The organism is Streptomyces sp. JW3 (assembly GCF_052216785.1).
GTDB lineage: Bacteria > Actinomycetota > Actinomycetes > Streptomycetales > Streptomycetaceae > Streptomyces.
This window is the reverse complement of record NZ_JBQOUX010000133.1, coordinates 1-20,555: the sequence shown is the minus strand read 5'-3', so window position 1 is coordinate 20,555 and position 20,555 is coordinate 1. Positions and strand designations below refer to the sequence as shown.

20 protein-coding genes are annotated in these 20,555 nt (G+C 73.7%); 9 read left to right on the top strand and 11 right to left on the bottom strand.

The genetic code is table 11. The features are described from left to right. The coding region (locus ACTT8P_RS34095) for an outer membrane protein assembly factor BamB family protein (protein WP_442835666.1) at positions 1-1,422 on the top strand (1,422 nt) is incomplete at its 5' end. 125 nt (positions 1,423-1,547) lie between these two features. On the opposite strand, the gene ACTT8P_RS34090 is transcribed toward ACTT8P_RS34095, so the two are convergent. Both ACTT8P_RS34090 and ACTT8P_RS34085 read right to left on the bottom strand, forming a co-directional pair. Continuing rightward, positions 1,548-1,706: a hypothetical protein gene (locus ACTT8P_RS34090; RefSeq protein WP_442835665.1), complete on the bottom strand. Its 159-nt coding sequence runs from the start codon at positions 1,704-1,706 to the stop codon at positions 1,548-1,550. 212 nt (positions 1,707-1,918) lie between these two features. Next, positions 1,919-4,858, bottom strand: coding sequence for an AfsR/SARP family transcriptional regulator (locus tag ACTT8P_RS34085; RefSeq protein WP_442835664.1), 2,940 nt, complete (start codon positions 4,856-4,858; stop codon positions 1,919-1,921). Positions 4,859-5,145: 287 nt separating this feature from the next. Here ACTT8P_RS34085 and ACTT8P_RS34080 point away from each other — a divergent pair, with 287 nt between their 5' ends. Continuing rightward, the gene (locus tag ACTT8P_RS34080) at positions 5,146-5,958 is read left to right on the top strand and encodes an endonuclease/exonuclease/phosphatase family protein (RefSeq protein ID WP_442835663.1); all 813 of its coding nucleotides are present in this window, start codon (positions 5,146-5,148) and stop codon (positions 5,956-5,958) included. Between the two features lie 38 nt (positions 5,959-5,996). Here the strand turns inward: ACTT8P_RS34080 and ACTT8P_RS34075 are convergent, their stop codons facing one another. Continuing rightward, positions 5,997-7,517, bottom strand: coding sequence for a CehA/McbA family metallohydrolase (locus ACTT8P_RS34075; RefSeq protein ID WP_442835662.1), 1,521 nt, complete (start codon positions 7,515-7,517; stop codon positions 5,997-5,999). 168 nt (positions 7,518-7,685) lie between these two features. Between ACTT8P_RS34075 and ACTT8P_RS34070 the strand changes: the two genes are divergently transcribed. Continuing rightward, positions 7,686-10,271: a bifunctional FO biosynthesis protein CofGH gene (locus ACTT8P_RS34070; RefSeq protein ID WP_442835661.1), complete on the top strand. Its 2,586-nt coding sequence runs from the start codon at positions 7,686-7,688 to the stop codon at positions 10,269-10,271. Between the two features lie 3 nt (positions 10,272-10,274). On the opposite strand, the gene ACTT8P_RS34065 is transcribed toward ACTT8P_RS34070, so the two are convergent. The 3 genes from ACTT8P_RS34065 to ACTT8P_RS34055 are packed head-to-tail and all read right to left on the bottom strand — an operon-like array spanning position 10,275 to position 12,488. Further along, positions 10,275-10,997 carry a GAF and ANTAR domain-containing protein gene (locus ACTT8P_RS34065; RefSeq protein ID WP_442835660.1) on the bottom strand — a complete coding sequence of 241 codons (723 nt, stop codon included), beginning with the start codon at positions 10,995-10,997 and terminating at the stop codon, positions 10,275-10,277. A 24-nt stretch (positions 10,998-11,021) separates the two neighbouring features. Then, positions 11,022-11,750, bottom strand: coding sequence for an ANTAR domain-containing protein (locus tag ACTT8P_RS34060; RefSeq protein WP_442835659.1), 729 nt, complete (start codon positions 11,748-11,750; stop codon positions 11,022-11,024). Between the two features lie 6 nt (positions 11,751-11,756). Continuing rightward, positions 11,757-12,488, bottom strand: coding sequence for a GAF domain-containing protein (locus tag ACTT8P_RS34055; protein ID WP_442835658.1), 732 nt, complete (start codon positions 12,486-12,488; stop codon positions 11,757-11,759). Between the two features lie 297 nt (positions 12,489-12,785). On the opposite strand from ACTT8P_RS34055, the gene ACTT8P_RS34050 reads away from it, so the two are divergent. After that, a complete protein-coding gene (locus ACTT8P_RS34050) occupies positions 12,786-13,529 on the top strand; it encodes a GAF and ANTAR domain-containing protein (protein ID WP_442835657.1) in 744 nt (247 codons plus the stop codon). An 86-nt stretch (positions 13,530-13,615) separates the two neighbouring features. Beyond that, positions 13,616-14,191: a hypothetical protein gene (locus ACTT8P_RS34045; protein ID WP_442835656.1), complete on the top strand. Its 576-nt coding sequence runs from the start codon at positions 13,616-13,618 to the stop codon at positions 14,189-14,191. Here ACTT8P_RS34045 and ACTT8P_RS34040 read toward each other — a convergent pair. From ACTT8P_RS34040 to ACTT8P_RS34020, 5 genes are read right to left on the bottom strand one after another with little or no spacing between them, the layout of a single operon-like run. Then, positions 14,184-14,681, bottom strand: a complete 498-nt coding sequence (locus ACTT8P_RS34040) for a DUF2165 domain-containing protein (protein ID WP_442835655.1) — start codon at positions 14,679-14,681, stop codon at positions 14,184-14,186. The genes ACTT8P_RS34045 and ACTT8P_RS34040 overlap by 8 nt on opposite strands. A 40-nt stretch (positions 14,682-14,721) precedes the next feature. After that, positions 14,722-15,789, bottom strand: a complete 1,068-nt coding sequence (locus ACTT8P_RS34035) for a tyrosine-protein phosphatase (RefSeq protein WP_442835654.1) — start codon at positions 15,787-15,789, stop codon at positions 14,722-14,724. Positions 15,790-15,839: 50 nt separating this feature from the next. Further along, on the bottom strand, positions 15,840-16,046 hold the full coding sequence (locus ACTT8P_RS34030; RefSeq protein ID WP_442835653.1) for a DUF397 domain-containing protein: 207 nt from the start codon (positions 16,044-16,046) through the stop codon (positions 15,840-15,842). Between the two features lie 13 nt (positions 16,047-16,059). Beyond that, entirely contained in the window at positions 16,060-16,254 is a 195-nt protein-coding gene (locus ACTT8P_RS34025) for a DUF397 domain-containing protein (protein ID WP_442835652.1), read from the bottom strand. Then, entirely contained in the window at positions 16,251-17,063 is an 813-nt protein-coding gene (locus ACTT8P_RS34020; RefSeq protein ID WP_442835651.1) for a helix-turn-helix domain-containing protein, read from the bottom strand. The genes ACTT8P_RS34025 and ACTT8P_RS34020 overlap by 4 nt, the downstream gene beginning before the upstream one ends. Positions 17,064-17,910: 847 nt before the next feature. Between ACTT8P_RS34020 and ACTT8P_RS34015 the strand changes: the two genes are divergently transcribed. The 4 genes from ACTT8P_RS34015 to ACTT8P_RS34000 all read left to right on the top strand — a co-directional run bounded on the left by ACTT8P_RS34015 (position 17,911) and on the right by ACTT8P_RS34000 (position 20,506). Then, entirely contained in the window at positions 17,911-19,059 is a 1,149-nt protein-coding gene (locus ACTT8P_RS34015) for an ADP-ribosylglycohydrolase family protein (protein ID WP_442835650.1), read from the top strand. A 40-nt stretch (positions 19,060-19,099) separates the two neighbouring features. Continuing rightward, positions 19,100-19,621: a TM2 domain-containing protein gene (locus ACTT8P_RS34010; protein ID WP_442835649.1), complete on the top strand. Its 522-nt coding sequence runs from the start codon at positions 19,100-19,102 to the stop codon at positions 19,619-19,621. Then, a complete protein-coding gene (locus ACTT8P_RS34005; RefSeq protein ID WP_442835648.1) occupies positions 19,614-20,006 on the top strand; it encodes a DUF2752 domain-containing protein in 393 nt (130 codons plus the stop codon). Before ACTT8P_RS34010 ends, ACTT8P_RS34005 begins: the two co-directional genes overlap by 8 nt. Positions 20,007-20,242: 236 nt before the next feature. Continuing rightward, positions 20,243-20,506: a TM2 domain-containing protein gene (locus ACTT8P_RS34000; RefSeq protein ID WP_442835647.1), complete on the top strand. Its 264-nt coding sequence runs from the start codon at positions 20,243-20,245 to the stop codon at positions 20,504-20,506. The last annotated feature ends 49 nt before the right edge of the window (positions 20,507-20,555 follow it).

The following is a 20,555-nucleotide window of genomic DNA, read 5'->3' as shown; positions in this document are numbered from 1 at the left end:
CCGCCGGCCCACGATCCCGTCGTGCCCGGCCGGCCGCCGCACCCCGCCCCGGCCGTGCCCGCCCCGGCCGGCGCCCCCGACACCGGCCCGGTCCGGCTGGCCGGCGCCGCCGTGCCCATCGGCCCCGGCCCCCGGGTCGCCGACACCCGCGCCGCCGTGGTCAAGGCGCCGCCCCCGGAGGCCGCGCTGTCCGCCTCCTGGGCCAAGCCCCGCCCCGGCGTCAACGGCGCCGAGCCCGCCGTACCGTCCGCCCCGCCCGCGCTGCCCGCCGCGCCGCCCGACCCGGCGGCCACCGGCTGGCGGCCCTGGCGGTTCCGGATGTCCAACGACGTCTGGGGCACCCCGTCCGTCGCCGGCGACCTGGTCTACGTCACCTCCTTCGAGGTGCACGCCCTGGACGTGGCCACCGGCCGGCGCCGCTTCAAGACCCGGGACGTGGCCTGGTCGATGGCGGTCGCGGACGGCCGTATCCACGCCTCCGACGGGCCCACCCTGTACGCGCTGGACGCCCGCGAGGGCGCCGACCTGTGGCGGCTGTCCACGGACGCCTGGGTGTACGCGCTCAAGGCCGACCGGGGCACCGTCGTCACCGGCACCCGCGGCGGCGGCGTCCAGTCCTGGGAAGCCGCCACCGGCCGGAAACTGTGGGAGACGAGCGGCTGCCAGACCGACTTCGAGTCCCCGGAGGCCGGCCCGGTGCTGCACGACGGCACGGTCTACGTCTGGCAGGACGCCCGGCTGTGCGCCCTGGACGCCCGCACCGGCGACGAGCGCTGGTCGTACCCGATCGGCGACGCGGCCTCCTGCGGCGGGGTGCCGGTACGGATCGGCCGGGCGCCGGACGGCTGCGTGTACGTCTGCGCCGGTACCCGGGTGCTGGCGCTGGACGTGGCCACCGGCCATGTCCGCTGGCACTTCGAGGCCCCCGCGGTCTTCCTCTCCCCGCCGGTCTTCGTGCCCGGCCCGGCCGTCACCGGCGGCGGCGTCTACCTCGCCGACTACCTCGGCACGGTGTACGCGCTGGACGCCGCCGACGGCCGGGACCGCTGGCGGATCGCCACCGAGGCGCGCACCGCCACCGAACCGGTACTGGTCGCCGCCGGCCATGTGCACGTCGGCAGCGGCAAGGGCCTCTACACCCTGGACGCCGTCACCGGCACGCCCAAGTGGCGGTTCCAGGCGGGCGGCGACATCGTGGGCGCGCCCGCGGTGGCCGAGGGCCGCATCCACTTCGGCTCCACCGACCATCTGCTCTACACCCTGAAGGCCGACGACGGCCGGCTGCGCTGGAAGCTGGCGACCGGCGGCGAGATCACCGGCACCCCGGTGGTGCGGGACGGCATCGTGTACGCGTGCAGCAAGGACCGCTGCGTGTACGCGCTGGACGCGGAGAAGGGCACGGGGACGGCCCGGAACAGCTAGGCCCCGCGGGGCGGGCCGGGCCGGCCCGGCGCCGGACATGCGTCGGCCGCGGTGGCTCCCCCTCGGCGCCACCGCGGCCGTTCCCCCGCCGTCCCCCGGCTTCTCCCTCCGGTGCGGAGGCGCGGTCAGGACTGGTCGGTCGCCGCCGTCGCCGTCGCGTCGGTGGTGGCGGCGGCGGTCTCCTCGTCCATGACGTGGTTGTCCTGCGTGCCGGCCTCGGTCTCGGCATCCATCACGTGGTTGTCGAGCGGCTTGACCACGGTGTCCTTCTTGGCATCGGCCATGACCTGAACTCCTGTCCATCGATCGGCGAACGCCCGCCCGGCGGCTCCCCCGAGCGACCGCCGGACGGGCATGTCAGGGTCGTTCACCCTAGCGACGCCGAGCGCCGCTGATCCGTCTGCCCCCCGACGCGACGGACCGACAGACCCGAGGGTGCCGCGCGGCGATAAACGAACGATGAACGCCGCGAACGCCGCGAGCGCCCCCGCGCGGCTCAGACGACGGCGGCGGCCGGCCGCAGCAGCGGCCGCACCTCGTCGGCCTCCGGCGCGCCGAGCCGCTCGAAGACGGTGAGCGCCTCCTGCCAGCAGGCCCGGGCCCGGCCGGTCTGGCCGAGCGCGCCGAGCGCGTGGCCGAGCACGGTCAGCACGTTGCCGCGCCGCCACTCGCCGCTGTCCCCGCGCAGCACCGCGAGCGCCTGCTCGGCCAGCGCGGCGGCCCGCGCCGCATCCCGCCCGGCCAGCCGCGCCTCGGCCAGCCGGAACAGGGTCATGCCCTCCCACAGCCGCTGCCGGCTGTCGCGGAACACCTCCAGCGCCTCGGTCAGCCGGTCGACGGCCGCGTCCAGCCGGCCCTGCCCGGTGAGCGCCAGGCCCAGCGCGTAGCGGCCGTTGGCGCCGCGCAGGGCGTGCCCCAGCCGGTCGTAGATGGCGATGCCCTGCCGGGCCAGCTCCACCGCGCTGGTGGTGCGGCCCAGCGCCAGGTGGCTGCGGGAGAGGTTGCACAGGGCGCTGGCCTGACCGGCCAGGTTCCGGTCCGCGCGGAAGATCTCGATGGCTTGGCGCAGGTACTGCTCGGCCTCGGCGTTGCGCCCCTGGTAGATCGCGCTGATGCCGCGGTCGTTGGCGGCCCAGCAGTGCGGTGCCGGGTCCCCGGCGAGGGCGGCCAGCTCCATGGCCAGCCGGGCCTGCTCCTCCGCCTCGGCGAACCGGCCGGCCACCAGATGGACGTTGGTCAGCGTGGTCAGCGCCCGGCTCAGCACCCCGGGGCCGGCCGCGGCCTCGGCCGCGTCCCGCAGGGCGAGGGCGGCGACCTCGTACTGCTTGGCGTTGGCCCCGGACTCGGCCAGGTCCTTGGCCGCCCACAGCAGATCGACGGCACGGGCCAGGGCCGGTCCCTTCGCGCTCTGCTGCACGCAGGCCAGCAGGACGTGCGCCTCGGCGTACAGCCAGTCCCGGGCCGCGTGCCGGTCGGCGAAGGCCAGCCCCGGATACGCGGTCGGCGCGAGGTGGTCCACCAGCCGGTCGCCGGGCCGTTCGATGGCGTACACGGCGGCCGCCGTGGCCAGGTAGAAGTCCAGCAGCCGGGTGAGCGCCGCGGCCCGTTCGCCCGGCGGCGACTCGTCGCGTTCGGCGCATGCACGCGCGTAGAGCCGGACCAGATCGTGGTACCGGTAGCGGCCCGGCGCCGCCGACTCAAGGAGCGAGGTGTCGACGAGCGACTCGAGCAGGTCCTCGGCGTCCTCGGCGGGCAGGTCCAGTACCGCCGCCGCGGCGGCCAGCGAGATGTCCGGGCCGTCGGCCAGCCCCAGCAGCCGGAACGCGCGGGCCTGGGCGGGTTCCAGCTGGCCGTAGCCCAGCTCGAAGGTGGCGGCCACCGCCAGGTCACCGGTCTGGAGCTCGTCCAGCCGGCGGCGTTCGTCGGCGAGCTTGGCGGCCAGCACCGACACCGTCCAGGTGCGCCGGGCGGCCAGCCGGGACGCGGCGACCCGGATCGCCAGCGGCAGGAAACCGCAGGCCGCCACCACGTCCAGGGCGGCCTCCCGCTCCGCCGCCACCCGCTCCGCGCCGACGATCCGGGTGAACAGCGCCAGCGCCTCCTCCGGCGACATGACGTCCAGGTCGACCAGATGGGCCCCGGCCAGCCCCGCCATCCGCACCCGGGACGTGACCAGCGCCGCGCAGCCCGCCGCGCCCGGCAGCAGCGGACGGACCTGGGCGGCGTCCCGGGCGTTGTCCAGCAGCACCAGCACCCGGCGGCCGTCCAGCACCGAGCGGTACAGCGCGGCCCGCTCCTCGAGCGAGTCGGGAACGGCCGAGTCGGCGGTGCCCAGCGCCCGCAGGAACGCGCCCAGCACCGTCTCCGGTTCGGCCGGCCGGGTCCCGGCGCCCTGCAGGTCGACGTAGAGCTGCCCGTCCGGGAAGGCGGCCCTGGCCTGGTGGGCGACGTGCACCGCGAGCGTCGTCTTGCCGACGCCGCCGATCCCGGCGACCGCGGACAGCGCCATCACCCGGCCCGCGCCACCCGCCGCCGAGCCCAGTACCTCGCTGAGTTCTCTGACGAACGCGGCCCGTCCGGTGAAGTCCGGGACGGTCGCCGGAAGTTGAGCCGGGCGGACGGGGGCCGGCGCGGGCCGCTCGACCGGCCCGGCGGGCTCCGCGAGGGCCGGGTCGGCGCGCAGCACCCGCCGCTGGAGCTCCTGGAGTTGCCCGCGCGGGTCCACGCCCAGCTCCCGGGCCAGCAGCAGCCGGGTGTCGGCGTACACGGCGAGCGCCTCGGCCTGCCGTCCGCTGCGGTACAGCGCCAGCATCAGCAGTTCGCGCAGCCGCTCGCGCAGCGGGTGCGCGGCGGTGAGCGCGGTCAGTTCGGAGACGGCCTCCGCGTGGCAGCCCCGCGCCAGGTCCAGGTCGAGCCGGGTCTCCAGGAGTTGCAGCCGCCACTCCTCAAGGCGCACCCGCTGCCCCTGCGCGTACGGCCCGGGTACGCCGGCCAGCGCCTCGCCGTCCCACCGGGCCAGCGCGCCGCGCAGCAGTTCCCGGGCCCGGCCCGGATCACCGGCGGCGCGCGCCTTCTCCGCGGCCGCGGCCGCGTCCTGTACGTCGGTGAGGTCCAGCGCCCCGCCGGCCAGTCCGGGCACGGCGTACCCGCCGGACTCGCTGACCAGCACCCCCTCGCCGAGCACCTTGCGCAGCCGGGACGCGTAGGTGCGGACCGCCGCCAGCGCCCGGGGCGGCGGCTCCTCGCCCCACAGGGCGTCGATCAGCTCCGCCGCGGTCGCCGTGCGGCCCTCGCGCAGCAACAGGGCGGCGAGCAGGGCGCGTTGCATGGGCGAGCCGGTGGCCAGCGGTTCGTCGCCGCGCCAGGCGCGTACCGGACCGAGCACGCCGAACCGCAGGGCGGCCCGCTGCCCCGGCGTTCGCGGCTCACCGTCCATCCAGTCCCCCTAGATATCCCGAGCAACCCTGTCAGTCTGCCCTGTCCGTACCGTCCCCGTCAGCCGGGGGACGCGCGGATCGGCGCCGCAGGTACGGCGTGGCACAGAGCCCTCACACGGTCTCCCCAAACGGCCGGTGCGCCACCGGAGCCGGCGGACGGTCCGTCTCCGGTACGTCGCCCGTTCGTCATGTTCGCCGGGAAGCCTCGGGGAAGGTTCCCGTGGAGATACGCGAAGACGCGGGAAGGCCGGGACGCGGGGACGCGGGAGAGACGGGTGGTGCGGTCGTGCGGGTCGTGACCTGGAATCTGTGGTGGCGGTTCGGGCCCTGGGCGGAGCGGCAGAAGGCGGTGCTGGCCGTACTGCGGGACCTCGGCCCCGACGTGGTGGGCCTCCAGGAGGTCTGGGCGTCGGACGACGGCGGCAACCTCGCCGAGTGGCTGGCCGGCGAACTCGGCCTGCACTGGACCTGGGCGGCGTACGGCGCGCCGGAGCGCTGGCAGCGGCGGATCGGCTCCGAGGCGGTGGTCATCGGCACCGCGGTGCTCAGCCGCTGGCCGGTGGTGGAGCGGGCGGCGCTGCGGCTGCCGGCGCCGGCCGAGCTCGACGACGGGCGGGTCGCGCTGTACGCCGGTCTGGACGCGCCCGGCCACCTGGTCCCGTTCTGCACCGCCCACCTGACCTCGGCGCCGTCCGCCGCGGCGGTCCGCCGCCGCCAGGTCACCGCCGTCACCGGCTTCCTCGACCGGCACCGGCGCGGCACCGCTCACCCCGGCGTGCTCACCGGCGACTTCAACGCCGGCCCCGGCACCGACGAGATCCGGCTGCTCGCCGACCGCGGCTACCCGGACGCCTGGGACCTGGCCGACCCGGCCGCCCCGTCCGCCACCTGGGACCCGGCCAACCCGTACGTCGGCGGCGACGGTCCGCCGAACCGCGTCGACTACATCCGCCCCGGCCCGCCCGGCCCCGGCGGCCTCGGCCGGGTCCGCGCGGTGCGCCGGGCGGGCGACGGCCCGGTGGACGGCGTCTGGCCCTCGGACCACTTCGCGGTGGTCGCGGACCTGGCGGGGCCCGGGGATCCGCCGGAAGCCCGCTAACGGCGGATGGCCGGGCCCGGGGATCCGCCGGAAGCCCGCTAACGGCGGCCCAGGAACACCGGGTTGGTGAACGCCGCCAGCGCCCCCGGCAGCGCTCCCGCCGCCACCTCGTGCCGTACCTCCGCCCGGACGTACGCCGCGTACGAGGCGGTGGTCCGCCACTCCACCACGCCCTCGCCGGACACCGGCAGCGGGCCGCCGGTGTGCAGCACGCCCTGGTCGGTGACGAACCGGACGGTGCAGCGCGGCGCGCCGGTCACCGCCAGCCGCACGGTGACCGGGGTGTCGTCGGCCACCGCGAGCCGCTCCCCGATCCCGGCGTGCTCCCCGCGCCCGCCCGCCGCGGTGAACGCCAGGGTGAGCCGCGCGGACTCGGCGACGTAGGACCGCCCGGCCCGGATGCCGTCCTGGATCGCGCGCCGGGTCAGGTCGTCGGCGAGGACGACGGTCTGCGGCAACCCGATCACGTCCGGATCGCGGTGCGCGTCGCTGCTGCCCATCGCCGGAATCCAGCCCCGCCCGTCCCGCTCGTCCCGCCCGTCCCGCCCCTCCCGCACCGACGCCACCAGCATGCCGTCCCAGTCGGCCAGCGCCACCTCGTCGTCCGGGGTCCAGGGCCCGTTCCACACCTCCACCGCGTCCGCCTCGGCGAAGCCGAACTTCCAGTTGCAGCCGATGCAGGTGGCGTGCGGATGGGCCGGCACGACCAGCCCCCCGGCCCGCCGGATCTGCCGGGCGAACCGCCCGAACCGGTTGTCCCGGGCCCGGTAGCGCCAGTCCACGAAGGTCCCCGGGTCCGTACCCAGCGCCACCACGTGCCCGTTCCGGGTCGTCACCTCCTCACCGACCATGACCAGCAGGTCCTCCCCGGCGACCTCGGCCCAGTGGGCGTGCGCGGCGTGCGTGTTGTGCTCGGAGGAGTTGATGAAGTCCAGCCCCGCCGCCCGCGCCAGCGCCGCGATCTCGGCCGGGGTGCGCCGCCCGTCGGAGTACCAGGAGTGCAGATGGCAGTCCCCCCGGTACCAGGCCCGCCCCCGCCCCTTGGCCCGCTCCGGCGGATACACCGGCGCCGCGGCCGCGCCCGGCTCGCCGTACCCCAGCGTCACCGTGAGCTCGTACGCCAGCCCCTGCGGCGCCACCGTGTACGGGCCGAGCGCGATGTACCAGGTCCCCGCCCGCACCGGCCCGGGGAGGTATCCCGGCGTCGCCTCGTCCGCCCGGACGAAGAACTCGGTGCGCGCCCCGCCCGACCAGCCCCTGAAACCCCGGCCGCCCAGCTCGGTGCCGCGCTCGTCGAACAGGCCGATGTCGAGCGCGTTGCCCGCGGTGCCGGCCGGCACGGCGGGTCTGTCGTAGCTGTAGGAGACCCGGAACTCCCGCACCCCGTCCGGCACTTCCACCGGCACGTACACGAAGTCCGGCGACCCGGTGGGCAGCGTGCCCCGGATCGTCCTGGTCCGTTCGCCCTCGGCGGCCGACGCGAAGCTCACGGCGGTGAGCGTAAGCGCGGCGGCGGCCCCCGTCACGAACACGGCACGTCTACCGATGTCTTCACCCATGAGCCCAACGCTCCAATCAACCGGTGAACTGAGCAGAACGGCAAGGCAATCAATCGCCGGGAAGCAAGCCAACCTAGGGGCGCGGGGAACTGCGCGACCAGCCCCGACGCACCCGCACCCGCCAAACCACCGCAACCCCCCTGATCACCACGCTCGTATCCTCGAAGAATGACGACTCCCGCGACCCCTGGACCCGGCCCCACCGAGACCTCCCTGCGGCGCGCCCTGAAACGCGCTCGAACCGGCGTCGCCCTGGACGTCTCCGAGGCCGCCGTCCTCCTCCAGGCCCGCGGCGAGCACCTGGCCGACCTCACCGCGTCCGCCGCCCGGGTCCGCGACGCGGGCCTCGCGGCCGCCGGGCGCCCCGGCGTCATCACGTACTCGAAGAGCGTCTTCATCCCCCTCACCCGGCTGTGCCGGGACAAGTGCCACTACTGCACCTTCGTCACCGTCCCCGGCAAGCTGCGCCGCGACGGCCACGGCATGTTCATGTCCCCGGACGAGGTGCTGGACATCGCCCGCAAGGGCGCCGCCCTCGGCTGCAAGGAAGCCCTCATCACCCTCGGCGACAAGCCGGAGGACCGCTGGCCCGAGGCCCGCGAGTGGCTCGACGCGCACGGCTACGACGACACCATCGCCTACGTCCGCGCCATCTCGATCCGCATCCTGGAGGAGACCGGTCTCCTCCCGCACCTCAACCCGGGCGTCCTGACCTGGACCGACTTCCAGCGCCTGAAGCCCGTCGCGCCGAGCATGGGCATGATGCTGGAGACCACCGCGACCCGCCTGTGGTCGGAGCCCGGCGGCCCCCACTACGGCTCCCCGGACAAGGAACCCGCCGTCCGGCTGCGGGTCCTGGAGGACGCCGGCCGCTCCTCCGTCCCCTTCACCTCGGGCCTGCTCCTCGGCATCGGCGAGACCTACGAGGAGCGCGCCGAGTCCCTCTTCGCGCTGCGCAAGGTCTCCCGGGCCTACCACGGCGTCCAGGAACTGATCATCCAGAACTTCCGCGCCAAGCCGGACACCGCGATGCGCTCCATGCCGGACGCGGAACTGGACGAACTGGTCGCCGCCGTGGCCGTCGCCCGGCACATCATGGGCCCGGCCGCCAACCTCCAGGCCCCGCCCAACCTGGTGGACAGCGAGTACGAACGCCTCATCGGCGCGGGTATCGACGACTGGGGCGGCGTCTCCCCGCTCACCATCGACCACGTCAACCCCGAGCGCCCCTGGCCGCAGATCGAGGAGCTGGCGGAGAAGTCCCGGGCGGCCGGGTTCGAGCTGCGGGAACGTCTCTGCGTCTACCCGGAGTTCGTCCGGCGCGGCGAGCCCTGGCTCGACCCCCGGCTGCTCCCGCACGTCCGCGCCCTCGCCGACCCGGAGACCGGCCTGGCCCGCGAGGACGCCACCGTCGAGGGCCGGCCCTGGCAGGAACCCGACGAGGTGTTCACCGCCACCGGCCGCACCGACCTGCACCGCACCATCGACACCGAGGGCCGCACCGGCGACCGCCGCGACGACTTCGACGAGGTCTACGGCGACTGGTCCGCCCTGCGCGAGGCAGCCGCCCCCGGCATGGCCCCCGAGCGCATCGACACCGACGTACGCGCCGCCCTCACCACCGCCGCCGCCGACCCCACCAGGCTCACCGACGCCGAGGCGCTCGCCCTGCTGCACGCGGACGGCCCGGCGCTGGACGCCCTCACCCGGATCGCGGACGACGTCCGCAAGTCGGCCGTCGGCGACGACGTGACGTACATCGTCACCCGCAACATCAACTTCACCAACGTCTGCTACACCGGCTGCCGTTTCTGCGCCTTCGCGCAGCGCCGCACCGACGCCGACGCCTACACCCTCTCCCTGGACCAGGTCGCCGACCGCGCCCAGCAGGCGTGGGAGGTCGGCGCGGTCGAGGTCTGCATGCAGGGCGGCATCCACCCGGACCTGCCGGGCACGGCGTACTTCGACATCGCGCGGGCGGTCAAGGAACGCGTCCCCGGCATGCACGTGCACGCCTTCTCCCCGATGGAGGTCGTCAACGGCGCCACCCGCACCGGCCTGTCCGTCCGCGAGTGGCTGACGGCCGCCAAGGAAGCGGGCCTGGACTCCATCCCCGGCACCGCCGCCGAGATCCTCGACGACGAGGTCCGCTGGATCCTCACCAAGGGCAAACTCCCCGCCGCCACCTGGATCGAGGTCATCGAGACCGCCCACGAACTGGGCATCCGCTCCTCCTCGACCATGATGTACGGCCACGTCGACCAGCCCCGGCACTGGCTCGGCCACCTGCGCACCCTGGCCGGCATCCAGCAGCGCACCGGCGGCTTCACGGAGTTCGTCACCCTCCCCTTCATCCACACCAACGCCCCCGTCTACCTGGCCGGCATCGCCCGCCCCGGCCCGTCCCTGCGCGACAACCGCGCCGTCACCGCGATGGCCCGCCTCCTCCTGCACCCCTGGGTGCCGAACATCCAGACCAGCTGGGTGAAGCTCGGCACCGAGGGCGCCGCGGAGATGCTCCGCTCCGGCGCGAACGACCTCGGCGGCACGCTCATGGAGGAGACCATCTCCCGGATGGCGGGCTCCTCCTACGGCTCCTACAAGTCCGTCAAGGACCTGATCGCGGTCGCCGACGCGGCCGGCCGCCCCGCCAAGCCCCGCACCACGCTCTACGGCGACGTGCCCGAGGAGCGGCGGCGGGCGGCGTCGGCGTCGGACGGGCACCTGCCCGAGCTGCTGCCGGTACTGGACTGAGGGTCAGTCCAGCGCCCGGTCGCTGATCACCTGGTCCGCGGTCCGCAGCAGCGGCTGGTCGTTGCCGAAGGCGTGCGCGCGCATCCGGGCCAGGGCGTCGTCGGGGGTCAGCCCGTCCTTCTCGGCGAGGATGCCGGCGGCCAGGTGGACGCTGGGCGGATAGCCCTGCGGTCCGGGCCTGGCCCGCCGGTCCTCGGCGGTCAGCAGCGCCGGGTGGGCGTCGAGGGCGAGCAGGGCGGCGATCCGGGCGTAGCCGCGGCCCCGGTCGCGCTGCCGCTCGGTGAAGGGGCCGGGGGCGGCCATGAAGAGGTCGAGGGCGCCGAGCCGCAGCGGTCCGACGGCCAGCGGGAACGCGGCGACCGCGCGCAGCCGCTGCTCGTCGGCGACCCGGGTGAAGAGCGACCACTGGTCCTCGGGCACCTCGCGCAGATCCGGCACCTCGACGAGTTCGCCCCGGACGAACGCCTCGGTGCAGGGTCCCTCGCCGCCGACCAGCTGGGCGTTCTCCAGGTGCCGGGCGCGCTGGTCGGTGGCGTGGCCCAGCATCCGCAGTTCCCCGGGGGAGATCAGCACCACCCCGACGCAGTCCACCCCGAGGTCGCTCGCGCAGGCGGCGCAGGCGGAGCCCAGGGTGACGTCCGCGGTGGCGTCACCGGACCCGGCGAGGTGTCTCCAGAGCCCGATGTGGGCCTCGTCCTCGGCGTCGTTGCCATCGTGGTCGTGCACGGCGTGCCCCCTTGGGGCAGGTGGTCAGGGCCGGCGCAGCTCGTCGCTGTCGAGTTCCCGCTCCACGAGGCTGCGACACACCGCGGACAGACCGAGCTGCCGGACGCGGGCGTACCGGCGCAGGGCGTCGAAGGCGTCGTCCACGTCGGTGTGCCAGCGTTCGGCGAGGATGCCCTTGGCCTGCTCTATGACGATACGGCTGGACAGGGCGGCCTGGAGCTGGGCGCGCTCCCGGTTGCCGTGCACGACGGTGCGGTGCTGGAGGATGGCGATGGTGGACACGTCCGCCAGCGCCTGCGCCACCCGCGCGTCGGGCGCGTCGATGTCCTTGTCCTGGGCGTCGAACAGGTTCAGCGCGCCGATGGTCCGCTCGCGCAGCCGCATCGGCAGCGCGTGGCTGGCGGCGAAACCGGCCCGCCGGGCCTGCGCGGCGAACAGCGGATACCGTTCGGCCTCGGTGGCGGAGCCGAGGCGGATGTTGAGCCGGGCCGCGCCGTCCGCGTAGCAGTCCACGCAGGGCCCCTGGTCGTGCTGGAGGGCGAAGAGTTCCAGCAGCCGGGTGTGCTCGTCGGAGGCGGCGATCAGGTGCAGTGCGCCACCCGGGTCCGCCAGCATGACGCCGACGGCCGAGACGTCCAGCAGTTCGGTGCAGCGGTCGCACAGCGTGTGCAGGAAGTCGATCAGGTCGAAGTCGTCGACGAGTGTGTCGACCGCGTCGATGACGGCCGCCAGCAGCCGTTCCTCACGAGTCATGTGGCCTCAGTCCCTCCGCCGGCCGGACTCGCCCGGCAGGTCCCCATCATTGCGAAAGTGCACCCGCCGGGCCACCACGTCCTCGGCGACCCGCGCCAGCGGCCGGTCCTGCGCGAAGGCGTGCGCCCGCAGCAGGGCCAGCGCCTCGGCCAGGCCGACGCCGGCCTGCACGCTGATCATGCCCGCGGCCTGGTGCACGGCCGCCCGGTACAGGTCGGCGCCCTCACCGGCGGTGAACGGCGCCCACCGGTCCGTGCCGTGCACCAGCAGGGCGGTCAGCGCGTGCGCCAGGATCCACGCGTCGGGCAGGTCGTCCTCGGTCAGCGGCCCGGCCGCCGCCCGCTGGAGCGTGAAGGTGCCGATGCAGGCACCGCCGACCAGCAGCGGCAGGCAGAACACCGCCCGGACCCCGGCGGCCAGCGCCCGGGGCAGCAGCATCGGCCACCGGCCGGCCGGCACCTCGGTCAGGTCCGGTGCCAGCAGGGCCGTGCCGGACCGGGCCGTCTCGGGCCCCGGCCCCTCGCCGAGCGTGTACTGGAGGTCCTCCAGTTCGGTGCTGGCTCCGGGAGTGGCCCACACCAGTTCGGCGGTTCCGTTGCCGAGCAGCGCGGAGACGGCGACCCCGTCCACGCCGAGCACCCGCGCACAGGCCACCGGGTCGGCGCCGATCAGGTTCCTGTCATCGGGCGGGTCGTTCAGGGTCAGCAGTACGGAGGCCAGGTCACCTCTGGAGACCACGGTCCGTCACCTCCCGCACCACCGGGTTCCGTGACACGAACCCGAGTCTAGGACCAGATGCGGCCGGACCGGGGAGCGGACCGCTCCGGACGGTGTGAGGGGCGTAGCGTGGAAGAGACAGACTGCCCTCCGGCGACAGGAAGACCGGCTTCTCTCCAAGCTGACATTGGCTTCCGACCCGGGCAGCATCGGCGGCGAGTGCCAGGATCGGCGACTCCCCATGCTTCTGTCCCGTTGGCGTACCCGCATGCCGTCCTCCGCAGCCCGCCCGTCCCGTCGTACCGGGGGAGGGCCCGCATGACCGCCCGCCGGGTGGAGGCGGTCGTCCTCGCCTCCCAATATGTCGGTCATTCCTCGCCCGCGAGGGCCATCGCCCAGGCGTGCCGGGACACCCTGAGCCGGCCGTACGCGGTGGGGCTGACCCTGGCCGCGGACGCCTCGCTGGGCCGCCGGGCCTGCCTCGCCGCCGAGGGGACGCTGGCCGAGTGCGGCGAGACCCTCCAGGTCAACCTGGGGGAGGGGCCATGCGTCCAGGCGCTGGAGCGGGCGGAACCGGTCCTCGTCCCCGACCTCGACGGCCGCGACGACGTCCGGGCGTGGACCGTCTACGCCGGGCAGGCCCGCGCCAAGGGCATCCGGGCGGTCTTCGCGTACCCGGTGGTCAACGGGGACCGCACCGGTTCCCGGGCCGGTCTCGTCCTCTCCCTCTACGACGACCGGCCCGGCCCGCTGTCCGCCGCGGACCTGCGCGTCGCCGGCATCCACGCGCACGCCGCCGAACTGCTGCTGCTGTCCGTGCCCACGCCCGCCGACGACGCGCTGGCCGAGACCTGGCTGCTGCCGCTGGACGCGGTGATCCACCAGGCCGTCGGCATGATCAGCTATCGGCACGCGCTCACCACCGACCAGGCGCTGGCGCTGCTGCGGGCCCATGCCCATGTGGAGGGCGTCGACCTCGCCGACCTCTCGCACGCGGTGGTGCACGGCGGCCGCCGGCTGCCGGGGGTCACCACCCGCCCACCGCCGGACGCCGCCCCCTGAGCTCCATGCCCGGTCCACCGGACAGGACGCTCACAGTACGATGATCCGACCCTGATATGACGGGGTTCCTGTAGCTGAGGAGATGTGTGCCCGTGCCTGCCCGACTGCCTTCGTGGGCCTGGGTCACCGGTCTGACCGCGGGCGCGGTCGTGGCGGTGGCCGCCCTGGCCGTACAGGCGGACAACGGGCCGCACCCGACCGTCACGGCGGCCGCCCGGCCCACCGCCTCGGCCTCCGCCCCGGCGGACGCGAAGCCCTCCGCCGAGGAGTCGGAGGCCCCCGCGGTGCCGGACGGCTCCGGCACCGGCCGCCGCATCGTCTACTCCCTCGGCCAGAAACGGGTCTGGCTGGTCGACGCCAGCGACGCCACCCGGCGCACCTTCACCGTCTGGCCCGGCACGGTCAGCCCCGACCCCGGCGCGTACACCATCGGCACCCGCACCGAGGCGACGACCGGCTCGGACGGCGTCGAGGTCGAGCACATCGTCTACTTCGCCCTCGCGGAGGGCATATCCGTCGGCTTCTCCAACGCGGTGGACGGCTCCTCGCCCCCGCCGGCCGAGTCCGGCGCGAAGACCGGCGGGGTGCGGCTGCACAAGGCGGACGGGGCCGCGCTGTGGAAGTTCGGCACGGCGGGGACGACGGTCACCGTGGTCAGGTAGCCTCGCCGCCCGCGAAGTGGTCGACGAGCAGCACGATGCCGGTGAGCAGGAAGACCCGGGTGGCGGCGTCCAGCCCGTTCCAGTCCCCGGACTGCCACATGGCGAACCACTCCCCGCCGACGCCGATGAACCCGGCTCCGAACAGCAGCATCACCATCAGCAGCCCGTACGTCGAGATCCGCCGCCCCCGTACGTGATCGCGCCGCGCCCACAGCCAGGTCCCGTAGACCAGGACCAGCGCGGCGACCGTCTCCCAGACGATGACGACCACGTACACGGCGTCCTGTATCCACCGGGTGGTGATCGCCCGCCACATCAGGTCGTCGTCCTTGAACGTGGTGTCCATGGCGAGCACATGCCGGACGAACTGCTGATTGGTGCCGAAGTCGGTGATGTTGCCGAAGGCGACGAGCGCCATGTAGAGGGCGACGGTCCCGGTGAGGACGGTCGCGGCGAGCGGCAACGCGCGTGAGGTCGTGGTGGTGGCCATGTCACCACCCTTTCCCCACAAGTCCCACCCTGAACAGCCCTCAGCCGACCAGCAGTTCGGACTTCAGATGCCGCAGTTCCTTGCCGTCCAGCCCCAGCGCCTGCTTCTCGTACGCGGCGAACGACCCGTACGCGTCCTCGACCTCCTCGAACCCGGAGTTCAGGTACTCGGCGCGGACGTCCAGCATCGGCTTGTAGACGGCGGCCTGCGCGGCGGGCAGCGCGGCGAGCGCGGCGGCGTTGGCCTCGGCCCGGTAGTCGTTGGAGGCGAGGTAGTCCGCCATCACCGTCGCCCGGTCCACACCGAGCGCCGTGAGCAGCGCGGCACTGGCCCAGCCGGTGCGGTCCTTGCCGGCGGTGCAGTGGTAGACCGAGCCCTCGGCGTCGGCCGCGATCCCGCCGAACACGGTGCTGTACGCGGCCTTCGCGGTGTCGCCGCTGACCATCGACTTCTCGCCGTCGATCATCATCTGCGCGGCGCCCGCGGCGGTGGTCGGCATCTCGTACCCGCCGCCGTTCGCGTCCCCGCTGACGTTGGCGGAGACATAGGTGACGCCGGTGGGCAGCCGGTCCGGCGCGGCGGTCCGCTCGGAGGTCATTCGCAGGTCGTAGTCGGTGTCGATGCCGAGCCGCCGCAGCTTGGCCAGGTCGGCGTCGGTGAGCTTGTCCCAGGCGTCGGAGCGGTAGACGACGCCCATCTTGACCCACTGGCCGTCGGCGGTCCGGTACCCGCCCGCGTCCCGGAAGTTGACCGCCCCGTCGAGCTGGATCAGCCGGTCGGCGAGGTGCAGCTTGCCACCGCGCTCGGGCACCAGGTCGAACCACTGCCGGTCGGCGGCGCGCAGTCCCTTGACGACGACGGACCCCGTCGCGCCACCGGCGGCGACGGTCCGCCCGTTCACCTTGACGGCCACCTTCCGCACGCCCGGCGCCTTCCAGGTGACCTGGTAGGACCCGTCGTCCTGCGCGGTGACCTCGGCGGCGGTGAAGGGTATCTCCCGCGAGCTGTGCCCCTGCGGTACGGCCGAGGCGGCGGGGGCGGCGATCCCGGTGAACAGTGCGGCGGCCGTCAGGGCGTAGGCGGCCCTGACACGTGTCGAATGCATCATGGCCGGAACTCTCCGGTGCCCTGACGGTCAACGCGCTAACGGATCATGAACTAGACCGGTCGGCAGGGCGACGCGATCGTGCCCGCGAACGACGCCCAGGTGGCGTCCGTGAAGGACAGATGGGGACGAGAGGTGTCCTTGGAGTCGCGGACGTGGACGGTGGTGCCGGGGGCGGCGGCGGATATGGCGACCTCGACGCACTCGGGACCGTCGTTGCTGCTGTAGCTGCTCTTGAACCACTTCAGCGTCGGTGACATGGGGCGTCTCCGCTCAGTGCTGCGAGGTGAAGGTCAGGAAGTCGGTCCAGGCGCTGTTCGTGATGGCGAGGCGGGCGCCGTCCCTGGTCTTGGAGTCGCGGACGTGGACGGTGGTGCCTGGATCGGTGGGGGATATGGCGACCTCGACGCACTGGGGGCCGTCGTTGCTGCTGTAGCTGCTCTTGATCCACTTCAGCGCGGAGCTCATGTCATCTCTCCCAAGACTTTTTTGATGAACGCCAGCGACTCACGAGGTGTGAGCGCCTGCGCCCGGATCATTCCATAGCGCATTTCGAGTTTCTGGACCTCGCGCGGATCAGTGATAAGACGGCTGTACAGCTGTCCTTCCGAGTGTCCGACAGTCTTGCCGCCTCGGAGTTTCAGCACTTGGAACGAGCCGGCCATCCCCGCGTGCTCCTCCTGGTCGGTCGGCGCCACCTGCATCGTGACGTGTCGCATCTGCCCGACGTCCAGCAGGTGTTCGAGCTGTCGCCGCATCACCAGTTTGCCCCCGATCGGCCTGCGCAGGGTCACCTCGTCCTGGATGAAGGTGAACATGCAGTGAGGCACATGATCGAGAAAGGACTTCCGAGCCATGCGCGCCGCGACGTGCCGTTCGATCTCCTCCTCCGTGAGGGCGGGCCGCCGCATCGCGTACAACGCGCGGGCGTACTCCTCCGTCTGCAACATCCCGTGCAGTTGCAGCCCCTCGTACGCGCCCAGGTCGACGGCCTCCGCCTCCACCTTGGCGAGGTCCCGCACCTTTTTGGGGTAGTGGGCCTTCTCCACGTCCTCCTTCATGGCGGAGAGCTTGCCGCCCGCGTTGAGGACGACATCCGAGTTGTCGAGGAAGTCCGGCTTGGGGGCGCGGCGCCCCCGCTCCACGGACGACACCATCTCCTCGCTGTACCCGATCGCGGGCCCGAGTTCCGACTGCGTCATCCCCGCGGCCTCACGCCACAGCTTGACCTGCCGACCGACCGCCTGAAGCATGGCCGCGGCCTCTTCGTCCTCCACTTTTCCTCCCCAAGTACCAGCAGTACGACCACGACAGGCAACCGGCTGGTGACCCTGAGTACCGTCGTCGTTGCTGTTCACGGTAGGGACGGACGGCCACGCCGGTGGCATGACCCGTAATTCGGCCCCCGAAATGACGTACGCCGGTCGGCACTTCACGATGCAACTGTCCGCGACCCGGCGAAGACGGTCTGGGCGGAACTCGCCCCGGAAAACTGACGCGCTTCAGGCGACCGGCCCGCCAAGTGGCCGTCGGGGCCGCTCGCTTCTTGTCAGTGTCGTGTTTCCACGGCCCGCCTCAAGGGCGCTTCGCGTCGCCTGCGGCGATGGGCCTGCGGCCCACCCTTGACCCGGACCGCTCCAACACGGGTCAGAAGCGAGCGAGCGGCCCGGAGGCGACGGGCCCCCAGGTCTTTCGAGCTGTCCTCGGCGTGCCGGTTGCGCGCTCGCGCCTCGCCAGCACGCCGGGCCGTCTCGGCGGCTGCCCCCCGGTGGCCCCCCAAAAAAATGGATGACACTCGAGCCCCAAGTGTCATCCATTTTCGGCAGACACCCCCTCCCGGAGCCGTCCCCTCGGCCCCTGCCGCGCCTGCTGTGATTGTTGTGGTCACTCGGTGGTAGCCGCTTGGCCGACCCGGCGTGCTGGCGAGACGCGAGCGCGCACCCTCCACGCCGGGGACGGCATAAGGGGGCTGAGGGCCCGTTGCCGCTGGGGGACCGCTTTCCTCCGGGCGGCCCCGACAGCCACCGTGAAAACTCCTGCACCTTTCCCACCCTGAACCCACCGTCTCCGTTCGATTACAGTGCTGGGCGTCGTACGTACAGACGATGACCGGGGGAGGCCTGGGTGGGCGCGACGACCGGTGCCGTCTGGGGGCGTGCCGAGCAGCAGGACTTCCGGAGCCGGGTGCGCGGCGCCCTGCTCGGGAGCGCCGTGGGAGACGCGTTGGGCGCACCCGTCGACGCGCTGGACCTCGACGAGATCCGGGAGACGCACGGCGCCGAAGGGCCGGCCGACCTCGCCCCCGCCTACGGCAGACGCGGCGCCGTCACCCACCTCACCCAGCTCACCCTGTTCTCCGTGGACGGACTGATCCGCGCCCAGGTCCGCCGGGACACCGGCGCCTGGCACCCGCCGACCGACCTGCACCGCGCGTACCGCCGCTGGCTGGCCACTCAGCACGACTGGGGACCGGACGAGCGCCGCAAGGACGACGGCTGGCTGGCCCGCGAGGAGTGGCTCTACGCCCGCCGGGACCCGCCCCGTTCGCTGCTGCTCGGGTTCGGCGACACGACGATGGGCACCCCGCCCGCACCGAAGAACCCCGCCGAACGCGGCCCCGAGGCCGCCGCCCGCTCCGCGCCCTTCGGCCTGCTCGTCGGCTGGGAACCGCAACTCGTCGTCCAGCTCGCCGTGGAGTGCGCCGCGCAGACCCACGGCCACCCCACCGGCTGCCTGGCGGCGGGCGCGTACGCCGCGGTCGTGCACGGCGTGACCCGCGGCGACAGCCTGGACGGCGCCGTACAGCGCGCGCTGGCGCTGCTCGCCGCCCGGCCCGGCCACCAGCCGGTGTCGGACGCGTTGCAGCAGGCGCTCGGCGCGGTGCGGCAGGGACTGCCGACTCCCGCGCGGGTGACCGCACTCAGCGGCGCCGGGACGGCGGAGGGGGTGCTGGCCGCCGCCCTGTACTGCGCGCTGGTGAGCGAGGACGTGCGGCAGGGGCTGCGGCTCGCCGTCAACCACGCCGGCGCGTCGGCCGCCACCGGTGCCCTCACCGGCGGCCTGCTGGGCGCGCTGCACGGCGAGACGGCACTCCCGCCGGCCTGGCTGGCCGAGCTGGAAGGGCGGCCCACGATCCTCGAACTGGCCGACGACTTCGCCATGGAGATGACCCAGGGACCGGCCCTGCACGGCCCGGCGGGCTCCGCCCCGGGTTGGCTGGCGCGCTACCCGAGACTCCTGCAAGATAACTGCGGCCAGCACATTGATCGCTGATCACATCACCACACTCACGGATCGTCCGGGGGAGAGCACCATGTCCGAACAGCCCCAGCAGCCGCCCCAGCCGCCGCAACCACCTCAGCAGCCGCAGCAGCCGCCCCAGCCGCCGCCCGGCTACGGATACCCGGGCCCCGGCCCCTACCCCGGCGACCCGAACCAGGCCGGCTACCAGCAACAGGCCGGCTACCAGCAGCAGCCCGGGTACCAGCAGGGCTACCCGCAGGGCGGCGCCTACCCGCCCCCGCCGGGCGGCTACCCGCCGCCGGGTGGTTACCCCCCGCCGGGCGGCTTCTACACCGGCGACCCCAACGCCCCCTACGGCTACGACCGTTTCGGCCGCCCCTACTCGGACAAGTCGAAGATCGTCGCCGGTGTGCTCCAGCTGCTGCTCGGCACCCTCGGCATCGGCCGGTTCTACATCGGCAACGTGGGTATCGGCATCGCCCAGCTCTTCACCTGCGGCGGCTTCGGCATCTGGGCGCTGATCGACGGCATCATCATCCTGACCAGCGACAACACCACCGACTCCGACGGCCGGGTGCTGCGCAGTGGCTGATGTGGTGGGACGTCGCGCGGCCGTCGCCCCCCTCGCCGTCCTCACGGCGGGGGCGGCCGGCGCCGCGTACCTCTACACCACCGACCCGCACGAGCCGGGCCACCTGCTGCCGCAGTGCCCGTTCCGGCTCGTCACCGGATGGCTCTGCCCGGCCTGCGGCGGCACCCGCATGGTGTACGACCTGATGCACGGTCAGTTTGCCGCCGCCTGGGCGGACAACAGGCTTCTGCTGCTCGCCTCGCCGTACGCGCTGGCCCTGCTCGGCCGCTGGGGCTGGGAGGGGCTGCGCGGCCGGCGTTGGCAGCCGCGCCCCGGCCGGACCACACCCGCGGTGATCCTCGCCGTCGCCGTGGCCTGGACCGTCGTACGCAACGTCGTGGGGTAGGAGGGGATTTGGTCACGGTAGGGGAACGATCGTTCGAAGCCACTCCCCATCGCCTCACCCGTCTCCCTATGCTCACGGCTCACAGGGGGGACGACCGGCGCTGCTGCAAGCGCGCTCGGGCGTGATGCGTGACACACGGCTGCGGAATGCGACGACCTGCTCGCGTACCGGCGTGCCTCCTGGCCGCCGGAACACCCCGTTCCGGTGTCTCGTGAAAAATCCCAGGAGCAGTACTCATGACCGTCCCCACCCCCGAGGCTCCCTACGGCGTCGACCCGAAGGGCCGCCCGTACTCGGACAAGTCCAAGATCGTGGCGGGCATCCTCCAGATCTTCCTCGGCAGCCTCGGCATCGGCCGCTTCTACGTCGGCTCGGTCGGCGTGGGCATCGCCCAGCTCTTCACCTGCGGCGGCCTCGGTCTGTGGGCGCTGATCGACGGGATCATCTTCCTGACGAGCAACGACCGCACCGACAAGCAGGGCCGCGTGCTGCGCGGCTGAGCCTGCGGCGCGACATGGCGACGGCCCCGCTTCCGACCGGAAGCGGGGC

Bases quoted from the DNA above. Each gene is read 5' to 3' on its own strand.
- ACTT8P_RS34060 (WP_442835659.1), bottom strand. From the start codon at position 11,750: ATGACTCGTGAGGAACGGCTGCTGGCGGCCGTCATCGACGCGGTCGAC.
- ACTT8P_RS34090 (WP_442835665.1), bottom strand. From the start codon at position 1,706: ATGGCCGATGCCAAGAAGGACACCGTGGTCAAGCCGCTCGACAACCAC.
- ACTT8P_RS34030 (WP_442835653.1), bottom strand. From the start codon at position 16,046: ATGTCACCGACGCTGAAGTGGTTCAAGAGCAGCTACAGCAGCAACGAC.
- ACTT8P_RS34075 (WP_442835662.1), bottom strand. From the start codon at position 7,517: ATGGGTGAAGACATCGGTAGACGTGCCGTGTTCGTGACGGGGGCCGCC.
- ACTT8P_RS34050 (WP_442835657.1), top strand. From the start codon at position 12,786: ATGACCGCCCGCCGGGTGGAGGCGGTCGTCCTCGCCTCCCAATATGTC.
- ACTT8P_RS34040 (WP_442835655.1), bottom strand. From the start codon at position 14,681: ATGGCCACCACCACGACCTCACGCGCGTTGCCGCTCGCCGCGACCGTC.
- ACTT8P_RS34035 (WP_442835654.1), bottom strand. From the start codon at position 15,789: ATGATGCATTCGACACGTGTCAGGGCCGCCTACGCCCTGACGGCCGCC.
- ACTT8P_RS34010 (WP_442835649.1), top strand. From the start codon at position 19,100: ATGTCCGAACAGCCCCAGCAGCCGCCCCAGCCGCCGCAACCACCTCAG.
- ACTT8P_RS34085 (WP_442835664.1), bottom strand. From the start codon at position 4,858: ATGGACGGTGAGCCGCGAACGCCGGGGCAGCGGGCCGCCCTGCGGTTC.
- ACTT8P_RS34000 (WP_442835647.1), top strand. From the start codon at position 20,243: ATGACCGTCCCCACCCCCGAGGCTCCCTACGGCGTCGACCCGAAGGGC.
- ACTT8P_RS34025 (WP_442835652.1), bottom strand. From the start codon at position 16,254: ATGAGCTCCGCGCTGAAGTGGATCAAGAGCAGCTACAGCAGCAACGAC.
- ACTT8P_RS34070 (WP_442835661.1), top strand. From the start codon at position 7,686: ATGACGACTCCCGCGACCCCTGGACCCGGCCCCACCGAGACCTCCCTG.